The organism is Streptomyces olivaceus (assembly GCF_000721235.1).
GTDB lineage: Bacteria > Actinomycetota > Actinomycetes > Streptomycetales > Streptomycetaceae > Streptomyces > Streptomyces olivaceus.
Window position 1 is genome coordinate 1 of sequence record NZ_JOFH01000057.1, and the last position, 12,417, is coordinate 12,417.

The following is a 12,417-nucleotide window of genomic DNA, read 5'->3' on the forward strand; positions in this document are numbered from 1 at the left end:
AAGGAACGGACGCTTCCTTTGTACTCACCCTCTCGGGCTTTCCTCCGGGCGCTTCCCTTCGGTCTTGCTGTCTTGCGTTTCCGACTCTATCAGATCTTTTCGATCCGATTCCCTGTCGGTTGGGATTCGTCGAGGTTTTCGGACTTCCGTCCGTCGGCCTTTCGACATTCACTACATTAGCCGATTCCTCTGCGGACTCATAATCGGGTCCGGCGAGATGAATTCAGGCATGCAGGCACGCCGAATTCGCTCCCGCTGAGGGAAGTCGTAGGTAGTGGGTTGGCCGCTTCCGGCTGCAGGCGATTGCCGTACCCGGGTCAAGCGGCTCGGGCTACCTTACGCGTCCCCCAAAGAGGAGTCAACTGCGGCGGCGCCTCGGGACATGGGCCCGGTAAGGGCTCACCGTCGGGTCGTCGGCGACCCAATAGCGCCAGGGGTGGACGCCCCCTTCGCCGGCCACGCCGGTACGGGGACCGTTGCGTACCTGGTCACCGGGGACGGTGGTGCCGGTCAGGATGCGCAGCGGGGTGTCCCCGGACGTGCAGGCGTCCGTGCCGTTGAGGGCGCGGTCGACGTTCAGGGCGGTGGCGAGACGGGCCGGGCCCTTGGCCAGTTCCTTGTCGTTGCGGGCGGAATGCCGTCGGGTCCGGGCCAGCTCCGCTCCCTCGACGATCTCGCCGGCGCGCAGCAGCACGGCGCTCGCCCTGCCCTCGGGTCCGCAGACCAGGTTCATGCAGAACCACATGCCGTAGGTGAAGTAGACGTACACGTGACCCGGGGGACCGAACATCACGTCGTTGCGGGGGGTGCGTCCGCGGTAGGCGTGCGAGCCCGGGTCGTTCTGACCGTCGTACGCCTCCACCTCCGTCAGGCGGAGGGCGATCGGGCCGTCCTGCGTGGTGCGGACCAGGATGCTTCCCAGGAGGTCCGGGGCGACTTCGAGGATGGGGCGGTCGAAGAATTCCCTGGGCAGGGGCGTACGGTCGGGGCTCGCGATCATGCCGTCCGAGCGTAACGCAGCCGGGTCGGTTAGCGGGGTGGTCAGGGGGCGTCCGCCTTGCCAGGGTGTGGGGCGCGGAACCGGTCACGGCCGGATCGCGTTTGTAGGGATCGAGGATTCACTCGTATGCGATACACGCGTATGCCTGGAGAGGGAGAGACATGGCGTTCAAGAAGCTGCTCGCGAGCCTGGGGGCCGGCGGGGCTTCGGTGGAGACCGTGCTGAGCGAGGTCAACGTCGTTCCGGGGGGAGTCGTCCAGGGCGAGGTGCGGATCCAGGGCGGGGAGGTCGACCAGGAGATCCAGGGACTGTCGGTCGGCCTCCAGGCCAAGGTCGAGGTGGAGAGCGGCGACCAGGAGTACAAGCAGGACATCGAGTTCACCAAGGTGCAGCTCGGGGGCGCCTTCCAGCTGCAGGCCGGTGCGGTCCACGCGGTGCCGTTCGGGCTCGAAATCCCGTGGGAGACCCCGATCACGGTGATCGACGGGCAGTCGCTGCGCGGCATGCACATCGGTGTGAGCACCGAGCTGGCGATCGCCCGGGCCGTGGACTCCAGCGACCTGGACCCGGTCGGCGTGCACCCGCTCCCGGCGCAGAAGGCGATCCTGGACGCGTTCATCCAGCTGGGCTTCCGCTTCAAGAACGCGGACATGGAGCGGGGCCACATCCGGGGCACGCGGCAGCAGCTCCCCTTCTACCAGGAGATCGAGTTCTTCCCGCCGCAGCAGTACCGGGGGCTGAACCAGGTCGAGCTGAGCTTCGTGGCCGACGCCCAGGCGATGGACGTGGTGCTGGAGATGGACAAGAAGTCGGGGCTGTTCAGTGAGGGCAGCGACACGTTCCGCTCCTTCCAGGTGGGCCTGAACGACTACCAGGGCACCGACTGGGCGGCGTACCTCAACCAGTGGCTGTCGGAGGTCGGCAGCAAGCGGAACTGGTTCTAGAAGATCTAGGCTCGGTCATCTCTGCACCAGACCATTCAGGAGGTACCGAGGTGACCGAGCTGAAGCGGCGTCCACTCCCCCACGACTTCCACCCGCCCGTGCCGTCGTTCACGGTCACGAGCGAGGACGTCCGGGAGGGCGGGACGCTCAAGGATGCTCAGGTCCACGCGGCCGGCAACACCTCTCCGCAGCTGCGCTGGGAGGGTTTCCCCGCCGAGACCAAGAGCTTCGCCGTCACGTGCTACGACCCGGACGCGCCGACGGGCAGCGGGTTCTGGCACTGGGTGGTGTTCGACATCCCGGCCTCGGTGACCGAGCTGCCGGTGGGCGCGGGCAGCGGCACGTTCGAGGGACTGCCCGAGGGCGCCGTACAGGCGCGCAACGACTACGGCGGCAAGGAGTTCGGCGGTGCCGCGCCGCCGGCCGGGGACGGTCCGCACCGGTACGTGTTCACGGTCTACGCCGTGGACCAGGAGAAGCTCGGCCCGGACGCGGACGGAACTCCCGCCTTCGTCGGTTTCAACCTGCGGTTCCACACGATCGCGCGGGCGCAGTTGATCGGTGAGTACGAGGTGCCCGCGGAGGGCTGAGCGGTCCCGGGCGTTCATGGAACGTTTGCCCGCCCCTGGTCTTGGAATGGATCAGGGGCGGGCATTTTTTGTTGCAGGGGTGGCGGGGGGACTTCGCCCCGCGGAGCAGCAGATATTGCGTTGTCCATCCCGGCGTGCCCGGCCAGAGTTGATCCCAGCCCGCCAGGGGGTGGGCCGGTGCGCACGGGAGGTGGGCTGGTATGCGGGACACGCTGGTACTGAACGCGAGCTTCGAGCCGTTGTCGACGGTGACGTTGAACCGAGCCGTCGTTCTGGTGCTTCAGGACAAGGCCGTCGTCGAGCAGGCCCACCCCTCGCTGCGGATGCGCGGAGCCGCGCTCGACATACCCGCGCCCCGAGTGATCAGGCTGTGCCAGTACGTACGGGTGCCGTTCCGAAGACGGGCTCCCTGGTCGAGGCGGGGTGTGCTGGTCCGCGACCGGCACCGGTGCGCGTACTGCGGGCGGCGGGCGACGACCGTCGACCACGTGGTGCCGCGCTCGCACGGCGGCCAGGACACGTGGCTGAACACGGTGGCCTCGTGCGCGCAGGACAACCACCGCAAGGCGAACCGGACTCCGGAGCAGGCGGGGATGCCGCTGCTGCGCCAGCCGTTCGAGCCGACGCCCGCCGACGCGATGCTGCTGGCGCTGGCCCGGGACGACTTCGCGGCGCTGCCGGAGTGGTTGGCGCTGGAGGCTGCGTGACGGCTCCGCCGTAGGGTTTCCCGGCCTCTGACCGGCCTCTGACCGACCCCGGCCCGGCTGGGGCTCGTCGCGGCTTGTCGCATCCGCGCGGCAGAGCCGCACACTGATACGGCCCGCGCCCCTTGTCAGGGCGCGGGCCGTACGGGCGTCGAGCAAGTGCCGCTAGTCGATCGACGGCTTCTCGCGGCGTTCCTGGGCCGGGACGCTCGCGCCGCCGTTGCCGCCGCCCAGGCCGGGAATGTTGCCCATGGCGCCGGAGAGGCCCTTGAGGGCGTCGCCGATCTCGCTGGGGACGATCCAGAGCTTGTTGGCGTCGCCCTCGGCGATCTTCGGGAGCATCTGGAGGTACTGGTAGGAAAGCAGCTTCTGGTCCGGGTCACCGGCGTGGATGGCCTCGAAGACCGTGCGGACGGCCTGGGCCTCGCCCTCGGCGCGCAGGGCGGCGGCCTTGGCCTCACCCTCGGCGCGGAGGATCTGGGACTGCTTCTCGCCCTCGGCGCGCAGGATCTCGGACTGCCGGACACCTTCGGCCTGGAGGATCGCGGCGCGCTTGTCGCGGTCGGCGCGCATCTGCTTCTCCATCGAGTCCTGGATGGAGGTGGGCGGTTCGATGGCCTTCAGCTCGACGCGGTTGACGCGGATGCCCCACTTGCCGGTGGCCTCGTCGAGGACGCCGCGCAGGGCCGCGTTGATCTCCTCGCGGGAGGTCAGGGTCCGCTCCAGGTCCATGCCGCCGATGATGTTGCGCAGCGTGGTGACGGTGAGCTGCTCGATCGCCTGGATGTAGCTGGCGACCTCGTAGGTCGCGGCGCGGGCGTCGGTCACCTGGTAGTAGATGACGGTGTCGATGTTCACGACCAGGTTGTCCTGGGTGATGACCGGCTGCGGCGGGAACGGGACGACCTGTTCGCGCAGGTCGATGCGGTTGCGGATGGTGTCGATGAACGGGACCACGATGTTGAGGCCCGCGTTCAGGGTCCGCGTGTAGCGGCCGAAGCGCTCGACGATGGCCGCGCTGGCCTGTGGAATGACCTGGATGGTCTTGATCAGGGCGATGAAGACCAACACCACCAGGATGATCAAGACGATGATGACCGGTTCCATCGTGGTTGTCCGTCCCCTTCTCCGCCTCGGCGCTCCGGCAGATCCTCTGACCGGATCCTGTGGATCCTAGTGATCAGATCCTACTTACCTGGCTTAACCGACTGACCTGACTGATCTGACTGCTGCTGATCCTACGGCTGTTGAGGATCTTGCTGGTCGAGTCTGACAGACCGTCGTACGACTCGGGGACCGTTCGGCCCACTTGTGCGCGTCGAGGTCGCATCCCGGGCTCACATGACGACGGCCGTGGCCCCGTCGATCTCCACGACGTCCACTTCCTCGCCCGCCTCGAAGGCGCGCCCGGTGTCCAGGGCGCGTGCCGACCAGACCTCCCCGGCGAGTTTGATCCGGCCGCCGGCGCCGTCGACCCGCTCCAGGACGACGGCCTGTCTGCCCTTCAGCGCGTCCACGCCGGAAGCCATGTGCGGCTGTTGGGCGCGGTGCCGGGCGGCGATGGGCCGCACGACGGCGATGAGGGCGACCGAGACGATCACGAAGACGAGTACCTGGGCGACAACGCCCGCGCCGAGCCCGGCGGTCACTGCGGCGGCGATCGCGCCGACGCCGAACATCCCGAACTCCGGCATCGCGGTCACGACGAGCGGAATGCCGAGCGCTGCCGCGGCGACGAGCCACCACACCCATGCGTCGATGTCGTTCACGCTGTCATGGTAGGTCCGTTGGGCCTGTCGGGGACAGGGCGCACGGGGGGCGGCTCAGGACAGGGGGAGCCCCTTCGCGGTCCACCGGTCCCCCGCCTGCTCCACGACGAGCGGGAGTCCGAAGCAGTGGGACAGGTTGCGGGAGGTGAGTTCGAGCTCCAGCGGACCGGCTGCCATGACCTTGCCCTGACGGATCATCAGGACGTGGGTGAAGCCCGGGGCGATCTCCTCGACGTGGTGGGTGACCATGATCATGGACGGCGCGATCGGGTCGCGGGCGAGCCTGCCGAGGCGGCGGACGAGGTCCTCGCGGCCGCCCAGGTCGAGGCCGGCGGCCGGCTCGTCGAGGAGGAGCAGTTCGGGGTCGGTCATCAGGGCGCGGGCGATCAGGGTGCGCTTGCGCTCGCCCTCGGAGAGGGTGCCGAACCTGCGGTCCAGGTACTCGGTCATGCCCAGGCGGTCGAGGAAGGCGCGGGCGCGCCGCTCGTCGATGTCCTCGTACTCCTCCTGCCAGCCGGCGGTCATGCCGTACGCGGCGGTCAGCACGGTCTGCAGGACGGTCTGGCGCTTGGGCAGCTTGTCGGCCATGGCGATGCCGGCGACGCCGATCCGCGGGCGCAGTTCGAACACGTCGGTGCCGGGCTTGCCGAGGGTCTCGCCGAGGATGGTGGCGGTGCCGGTGCTCGGGTAGAGGTAGCTGGACGCGACGTTGAGGAGGGTGGTCTTGCCGGCGCCGTTGGGGCCGAGGATGACCCAGCGCTCGCCCTCCTTGACCGACCAGGAGACCTGGTCCACCAGAGCCCGGCCCTCGCGGACCACGGATACGTCCTGAAGCTCCAGAACATCGCTCATGAGCGCGTTGTCTCCCCTTGCATTGTGGCCGGTCTCGGCTGTCGCGTACACCTGTGGCTCGGACCGCGGCGCCGGTGGGCGCAGGCCCCTCCAGGAAATCTACGCCACCGGTCGGCTTCACCGTTCCATCGGTCCGGTCCTTAGGGTGGGGGGATGCTCTCGGAACCACGCGCAGGGCGCCTTGCCGCCTGGGGAAATGCCCTTATTGCCCATATGGTCTCGCCGGACGACGCCGTGGTCGCGATCGTCGGCGAGGACGCGGTGCACCGGGTGGAGGGACTGCCCGGCGAATCGGCGCCGGTCGGTCTCACCCTGGCGCTCGGGCGGTTGCGGGCGCTCGGGGCGAGCGGGCTGCGGGTCGCGCTGCCCGCGCCGGGGCATCCGCTGGGGCTGAGCGGTCCGCCGGACTTCAACGCGCGGGCGCTGGAGGCGGAGGAGGCGGTGATCTGCGAGGGGGCCGCCCTGGGGCTGGTGCCGGAGGTGTACGAGGCGGGGCCCGAGGGGGATGTGCACGTCGAGGTCGTGTGGCACTGCCTGCCGGTGCGGGAGGCTCCCCCGGCGGACGTGCCGTCTCTCGGGGAGGCGGAGCGGGAGCTGGCGGAGGCGCTGCGCGACGCGACGGAGGTGCTGACGCGGCTGGACGTGGCCGGGTCGGGGCCGGTGGCGGAGGCCGCGATCGAGGCGTACCGGGCCCGCGCCGAGCAGGGGCGGGAGGTGCTGGCGCCGGGGTATCCGCCGCGGGCCGTGCGGGTGCTGGAGTTGGCACAGCGGGTGGGGGCGCTGGTGACGCTGGCCTCGGAGAACGGGCACGGGGGTGCGGTGAGCGCGTCCGAGATCGCGGCGCGGGGGGAGGCGCTCAGGCCGGTGGAGCGGGTGGCTCGGCGGGCGCAGGTCGCGGCGTACAACTCCGTTGTGGCGGAGCGGGGAATGCGGTGAACGCTTCCCGTCGGGGTGCCCTGCGGCGGTGCCGGGCGGGGTGCGGCGAACCGGCGCCGGCCGGGTACCGCTGCGCCCACCCGTGCCGCCCCAGCGGCGCGACTGCCCGCGGCTGAGGCGGGAGGGCCGAGGGGCGGCGTTGGGGTGGTCCGGGTCAGTGGTTGAGACCCAGGTTGCCGAAGGCCGGGTTCAGGACGCCGATGACGTTGACGCTGTTGCCGACGGCGTTGACCGGGATGTGGATCGGCGCCTGGACCAGGTTGCCGGAGGCGACGCCCGGGGAGCCGATGGCCTCGCCGTGGGCGTGGGCGCCGCCGTCGGTGGCGGAGGCCATGCCCGCACCGGCGACCATGAGCCCGCCGGCCACCATCGACACGGCCGCTGCCTTCTTCAGGTTCTTCACTTGAAAGCCCTCCTTGCGATCACCGCGGCAGTCGCCGCGGCACGCACTGGAGAACGGCCGAACCCCTCGGAGGATGCGCCATACGGGGGACATTCCCACGACGGTATGAATCTCAGACCGTAGGGGAACCCTCCGCCGGGCCGGCTCGTACCGGGGCCGGCTCGTACCGGGGCCGGCTCGTACGAGGGCCGGCTCGTACGGGTCAGCCGGCCACGCCGTGGCGTACGGCCCACAGGGCGGCCTGGGTGCGGTCCGCCAGGTCGAGTTTCATCAGGATGTTCGAGACGTGGGTCTTCACGGTCTTCTCGGACAGCACCAGCGCGCGGGCGATCTCCCGGTTGGAGCGGCCGTCCGCTATCAGGCCCAGCACCTCTCGCTCCCGTTCGGTGAGGGAACCCGCTCTGCCGGGGCCGGAGTTGCTCTCCTCCTGGCTCAGGAGGGCGCCCGCGACCTCGGGCTGGAGCAGGATGTGGCCGGCGTGGACGGAGCGGATGGCGCCCGCGAGCGCGTCGGGGTCGACGTCCTTGTAGACGTAGCCGGCGGCACCCGCGCGCAGGGCCGGGACCACGGTGCGCTGCTCGGTGAAGCTGGTCACCACCAGCACGCGCGCGTCGTTGTCCAGCTCGCGGAGCCTGCGGAGGGCGTCGACACCGTCCATGCCCGGCATCTTGACGTCCATGAGGATCACGTCGGGCCTCAGTTCCTGGGCGCGGTCGACGCCCTCGGCGCCGTCCGCGGCCTCGCCGACGACCTCGATGTCGTCCTGTACTTCCAGGAAGGTGCGCAGGCCCCGGCGGACCACTTGGTGGTCGTCGACGAGCAGCACCTTGATCGGGTCAGCCACCGGGTACCTCCATCTCGATCGTGGTGCCCTCGCCGGGCGCGGAGTGCACGGTCAGCCTGCCGCCGGTGCCGCCTGCCCGGTCGCGCATCGAGACCAGGCCCAGGTGGCGTCCGGCGCGGCGGACCGCGCGCGGGTCGAAACCGCCGCCGTCGTCGGTGACGCGCAGGACTGCCCCGGAGTCCTGCCGCTTCAGGGTCACCTCGACGTGCGCGGCCCCGGAGTGGCGCAGGGCGTTGTGCAGGGCCTCCTGGGCGACGCGCAGCAGGGCCTCCTCCTGGGCGGCGGGCAGGGCCTTGACGCCGTGGCCGGCGAAGGTGACGCGGGCGGCGTGGGCGCGGTCGAGGACCTGGATCTGGGTGCGCAGGGTGGCGACGAGGCCGTCCTCCTCCAGGGCGGCGGGGCGCAGCTCGACGACGGCCGCGCGCAGCTCGTCGGCGGCCTCCGCGGCCAGGGTGGCGACCTGGTGCAGCTCGCCCTTGGCCCGCGCGGGGTCGCGGTCGACCAGGGCGGTGGCGGCCTGGGCGGTCAGGCGCAGGGAGAACAGCTTCTGGCTGACCGCGTCGTGCAGCTCGTGGGCGAGGCGGGAGCGCTCCTCGGCGATGGTCAGCTCGCGGCTGCGTTCGTACAGGCGCGCGTTGGTGAGGGCGATCGCGGCGTGCTGGGCGAGGATGCCGAGCAGTTCCTCGTCGTCCGGGGTGAAGCCGCAGGTGCCCGATGGTTCGGGACACGGGGAGTGTGCGGGGTCTTGGCCTTCGGGGCGCAGCTTGTTGGCCAGGAACAGGGCGCCGATGACCTCGTCGCCGTCGCGGATCGGCAGGCCCAGGAAGTCGACCAGGTCGGGGTGGGCGGACGGCCAGCCGCCGAAGCGCGGGTCCTTGCGGACGTCGGCGAGGCGCTCCGGAGTGGCCTCGTGGAGCATCGCGGCGAGGATGCCGTGCTGGCGCGGCAGCGGGCCGATGGCCTTCCACTGCTCGTCGCTGACGCCGTCGACCACGAACTGGGCGAAGCCGCCGTGGTCGTCGGGTACGCCGAGGGCGGCGTACTGCGCGTCGAGCAGTTCGCGGGCCGAGGCGACGATCGTCTTGAGGACGTCGCGCACCTCGAGGTGCCTGCTCATGGCCAGCAGCGCGGAACTGACCGCCGCGAGGCCGGACCGGGGGCCGTGGCTCATGTCCTCACGGTACCGGTGGGGGGTGACAGCGGGATCGGCCCTGTGACCGCCGCGCCTGGGGCGGTGGTCCTAGGTCTGTCGGCCCGGGCCGGGGGTCCCCTCCGCCGGGCCTAGGGCGAAGGGCCCTGGCCGGTTGGGGCCCGTGCCCGAGGTGGCCGGTGGGGCGCGCTTCCTACGTTGAGGATCACGCCGGGCCGACCGGGCGGCGGGGACGACGAAGGGGACGTGTGTCATGCCGGTAGCGATCATCACGGGGGCGTCGAAGGGACTGGGCCGGGCGTTCGCCGAGGCCCTGGCGGCGCGCGGCTGGGACCTGGTCGTGGACGCCAGGGACGCCGAGGTCCTCCAGGGGACGGCGACGGCGCTGGAGGCGTATGGCGCGCGGGTGACGGCGTTGCCGGGGGACGTCACCGACGCCGGGCACCGGGCGGCCCTGGTGGCGGGTGCGCGGCTGCTGGGCGGCGTGGATCTGCTGGTGAGCAACGCGAGCGCGCTGGGCGCGGAGCCGCTGGTGCGGCTGGCGGAGCTGCCGCTGGACGGGCTGCGGCGGGCCCTGGAGGTGAACGTGGTGGCGGCGCTGGGCCTGGTGCGTGAGGCTTTGCCGTCGCTGCGGGCGGCGCCGGCGGGTGCGGTGCTGACGGTCAGCTCGGACGCGGCGGCCGAGGCGTACGAGACGTGGGGCGGTTACGGGGCGTCGAAGGCGGCCCTGGACCAGCTGGCGGCGGTGCTGGGCGCCGAGGAGCCGGGGCTGCGGGTCTGGGCGGTCGATCCGGGGGACATGGCCACGGACCTGTACGCGGCCGCCGTACCGGACGACGACGATCCGCGGCCCGATCCGGTGAGCGTCGTACCGGCGCTGCTGCGGCTGCTGGACGAGCGGCCGGCCAGTGGGCGGTACGGGGCTCCGGCGCTGCTGGAGGAGCGGTGAGGGGGCCGGCACTGAGGGTGCCCGAGGAGCTGTCGGCCCGGGTTCCGGCCGAGCAGCGGGGGGCCGGCCGGGACCGGGACGGCGTACGGCTGCTGGTGTCGCACGGCAGGGAGGTGTCGCACCACGTCTTCGGGGAGCTGCCGGGGCTGCTGCGGGCCGGGGATCTGCTGGTGGTCAACACGTCGCCCACGCTGGCCGCCGCCGTGGACGGCCGGGTCGGGCACACGCGCGTGGTGGTGCATTTCTCCACGCGCGGGGACGACGGACGGTGGGCCGTCGAGCTGCGGGAACCGGACGGGAGGGGCACCACGCGCGCGCGTGCGGGCGCGCCGGGCACCCCGCGCGCGCGTGCGGAAGTAACGGAAGCAGCGGAAGAAACCTCCCGCACGCGCGCGCGTGCGGGAGTAAGGGGACGCGGGGCGCTGCCCGCGGCGGCCGGTGGTGGTCCGGCGGGGGCCCAGGTGCGGCTGCCGGGCGGTGCGCGGCTGGTGCTGGAGGAACCGCTGAGCGTGCGCGGGGACCGGTTGTGGTGGGCGCGGGTGTCGGGGGCGGAGGTGCCGGCGGTGCTGCGGGAGCACGGGCGGGCGATCCGCTACTCCTACACGGAGCGGGACCAGCCGCTGTCGGCGTACCAGACGGTGTTCGCGCTGCCGTCCGCGGACGGGACGGGCAGCGCGGAGATGCCGAGTGCGGCGCGGCCCTTCACGGCGCGGCTGGTGGCGGAGCTGGTGAGCCGCGGGGTGCAGTTCGCGCCGGTGACGCTGCACACGGGGGTGGCCTCGGCGGAGGTGCACGAGCCTCCGTATCCGGAGCGGTTCTCGGTGCCGGAGGCGTCGGCGCGGCTGATCAACGCGGCCGGTGCCGGTGACGGGCGGGTGATCGCGGTGGGGACGACCGCGGTGCGGGCGGTGGAGTCGGCGGCCGGGGCCGGCGGGGTCGTGCGGGCGGCGGCGGGGTGGACCGACCTGGTCGTGACTCCGGAGCGCGGGGTGCGGGTGGTGGACGGCCTGCTCACGGGGCTGCACGAGCCCGAGGCCTCGCATCTGCTGATGCTGGAGGCGGTGGCGGGGCGGGCGGCGATCGACCGCGGGTACGACGCCGCGGTGCGCGGGCGCTACCTGTGGCACGAGTTCGGCGACGTCCATCTCCTGCTGCCGTAGGCGGCAGCGGCACTGCGGTGCGGAGAGGCGCGGGCAGGCTCGGGCAGGCACTCACGCATCGCATTGCTTCAGCAACAAAACGTGAGACCGGCGGGGGTCGGATGTGAGCCCGCGCATAGGGCGCACGTCACGTACGAAGAGGATTAGGAGAGCGACTCGTCCGTTTTGACCGGGGGAAACAGTCCCCTCTGTCCCTTTTCACCCGACCCTGATCCACTACCTCGGATCGTACGTCACACCTTTGCCACCGAATTTTGCGACCGCTAAGAATTGCTTTCGTCGCTCAGCGCTGCGGGTTTCGGTCCGCGGTGTTTGTGCCCCAAGCACCAACTGTCCCCACCGGACGAGAGCGACCTCCGCGCTATTCGAAGAGGTCTATCCCGCCATGCTCAAGAACATCCTTCCCCGTGGTCGCAGTCGAAGCCTGAACCGCACCCAGAAGGCCGCGATAGCCGGCGTCGGCACGCTCGGCGCCGCCGCCGTCGCCCTCACCGCCGTCCCGGCCAGCGGCCAGTCGACCACCAGCGAGGCCGCTCCCACGGCCAAGGTGGAGTACAGCACCAAGCAGATCAAGGACGTGGACGCCGGCGTCACCGGCCAGCTCGCCGGCGCGAGCCAGAAGGTCGCCGCGATCGACGCCAAGAAGGAGGCGGCCTCGAACAAGGCCACCACCACGAAGAAGGCCGTCGAGAAGCACGAGACGAAGAAGTCCACCAGCCGCTCCGCCGAGCGCACCGAGGTCAAGAAGGCCGCGAAGTCCTACCCGGACAACCTCGACGGCTGGATCCGCGAGGCCCGGGCCATCCTGTCCAAGCACGACATCCCGGGTACCTACGACGGCATCCACCGCAACGTCATGCGGGAGTCGTCCGGCAACCCGAAGGCCATCAACGACTGGGACATCAACGCCATCAACGGCATCCCGTCCAAGGGCCTGCTCCAGGTGATCCCGCCGACGTTCAAGGCGTACCACGTGCCCGGCACGTCCTGGGACATCTACGACCCGGTCGCCAACATCGCCGCCGCGTGCAACTACGCCGCGGACAAGTACGGCACCATGGACAACGTCGACAGCGCGTACTGAGGTCGGCGCGGACCTCTTCACGACGTCGCCGA

The 12,417-nt window shown here is 71.2% G+C and carries 14 protein-coding genes; 7 read left to right on the forward strand and 7 right to left on the reverse strand.

What is annotated here, in order from left to right; genetic code table 11:
- Positions 1 to 358: 358 nt before the first annotated feature.
- Complete coding sequence (locus IG94_RS0136045) at positions 359 to 1,000, reverse strand: DNA-3-methyladenine glycosylase (RefSeq protein ID WP_031047572.1); 642 nt, start codon at positions 998 to 1,000, stop codon at positions 359 to 361.
- 161 nt (positions 1,001 to 1,161) lie between these two features.
- On the opposite strand from IG94_RS0136045, the gene IG94_RS0136050 reads away from it, so the two are divergent.
- The 3 genes from IG94_RS0136050 (at position 1,162) to IG94_RS0136060 (ending at position 3,241) form a co-directional block, all read left to right on the forward strand.
- Positions 1,162 to 1,944 carry a sporulation protein gene (locus tag IG94_RS0136050; RefSeq protein WP_031047574.1) on the forward strand — a complete coding sequence of 261 codons (783 nt, stop codon included), beginning with the start codon at positions 1,162 to 1,164 and terminating at the stop codon, positions 1,942 to 1,944.
- A 50-nt stretch (positions 1,945 to 1,994) separates the two neighbouring features.
- On the forward strand, positions 1,995 to 2,534 hold the full coding sequence (locus IG94_RS0136055) for a YbhB/YbcL family Raf kinase inhibitor-like protein (protein ID WP_031047577.1): 540 nt from the start codon (positions 1,995 to 1,997) through the stop codon (positions 2,532 to 2,534).
- Between the two features lie 200 nt (positions 2,535 to 2,734).
- Positions 2,735 to 3,241: an HNH endonuclease gene (locus IG94_RS0136060; protein ID WP_031047582.1), complete on the forward strand. Its 507-nt coding sequence runs from the start codon at positions 2,735 to 2,737 to the stop codon at positions 3,239 to 3,241.
- Between the two features lie 162 nt (positions 3,242 to 3,403).
- Here the strand turns inward: IG94_RS0136060 and IG94_RS0136065 are convergent, their stop codons facing one another.
- The 3 genes from IG94_RS0136065 to IG94_RS0136075 form a co-directional block, all read right to left on the reverse strand.
- Positions 3,404 to 4,345: an SPFH domain-containing protein gene (locus IG94_RS0136065; RefSeq protein WP_031047585.1), complete on the reverse strand. Its 942-nt coding sequence runs from the start codon at positions 4,343 to 4,345 to the stop codon at positions 3,404 to 3,406.
- 230 nt (positions 4,346 to 4,575) lie between these two features.
- Positions 4,576 to 5,007, reverse strand: a complete 432-nt coding sequence (locus IG94_RS0136070; RefSeq protein WP_031047586.1) for an NfeD family protein — start codon at positions 5,005 to 5,007, stop codon at positions 4,576 to 4,578.
- 54 nt (positions 5,008 to 5,061) lie between these two features.
- Positions 5,062 to 5,859: an ABC transporter ATP-binding protein gene (locus tag IG94_RS0136075; protein ID WP_031047589.1), complete on the reverse strand. Its 798-nt coding sequence runs from the start codon at positions 5,857 to 5,859 to the stop codon at positions 5,062 to 5,064.
- 153 nt (positions 5,860 to 6,012) lie between these two features.
- On the opposite strand from IG94_RS0136075, the gene IG94_RS0136080 reads away from it, so the two are divergent.
- Positions 6,013 to 6,795 carry a hypothetical protein gene (locus tag IG94_RS0136080; protein ID WP_031047591.1) on the forward strand — a complete coding sequence of 261 codons (783 nt, stop codon included), beginning with the start codon at positions 6,013 to 6,015 and terminating at the stop codon, positions 6,793 to 6,795.
- A gap of 154 nt (positions 6,796 to 6,949) precedes the next feature.
- On the opposite strand, the gene chpE is transcribed toward IG94_RS0136080, so the two are convergent.
- The 3 genes from chpE to IG94_RS0136095 form a co-directional block, all read right to left on the reverse strand.
- Positions 6,950 to 7,198: a chaplin ChpE gene (gene chpE / locus IG94_RS0136085; protein ID WP_031047593.1), complete on the reverse strand. Its 249-nt coding sequence runs from the start codon at positions 7,196 to 7,198 to the stop codon at positions 6,950 to 6,952.
- A 202-nt stretch (positions 7,199 to 7,400) separates the two neighbouring features.
- Complete coding sequence (locus IG94_RS0136090; RefSeq protein WP_031047596.1) at positions 7,401 to 8,042, reverse strand: response regulator; 642 nt, start codon at positions 8,040 to 8,042, stop codon at positions 7,401 to 7,403.
- Positions 8,035 to 9,213: a GAF domain-containing sensor histidine kinase gene (locus IG94_RS0136095; RefSeq protein ID WP_031047601.1), complete on the reverse strand. Its 1,179-nt coding sequence runs from the start codon at positions 9,211 to 9,213 to the stop codon at positions 8,035 to 8,037. The genes IG94_RS0136090 and IG94_RS0136095 overlap by 8 nt, the downstream gene beginning before the upstream one ends.
- Before the next feature lie 232 nt (positions 9,214 to 9,445).
- Here IG94_RS0136095 and IG94_RS0136100 point away from each other — a divergent pair, with 232 nt between their 5' ends.
- From IG94_RS0136100 to IG94_RS0136110, 3 genes are all read left to right on the forward strand, one after another.
- Positions 9,446 to 10,141, forward strand: coding sequence for an SDR family NAD(P)-dependent oxidoreductase (locus IG94_RS0136100; RefSeq protein ID WP_031047603.1), 696 nt, complete (start codon positions 9,446 to 9,448; stop codon positions 10,139 to 10,141).
- A complete protein-coding gene (locus IG94_RS0136105; RefSeq protein ID WP_031047606.1) occupies positions 10,138 to 11,301 on the forward strand; it encodes an S-adenosylmethionine:tRNA ribosyltransferase-isomerase in 1,164 nt (387 codons plus the stop codon). The genes IG94_RS0136100 and IG94_RS0136105 overlap by 4 nt, the downstream gene beginning before the upstream one ends.
- 385 nt (positions 11,302 to 11,686) lie before the next feature.
- Positions 11,687 to 12,385, forward strand: coding sequence for a transglycosylase SLT domain-containing protein (locus IG94_RS0136110; protein ID WP_031047609.1), 699 nt, complete (start codon positions 11,687 to 11,689; stop codon positions 12,383 to 12,385).
- Positions 12,386 to 12,417 lie beyond the last annotated feature (32 nt).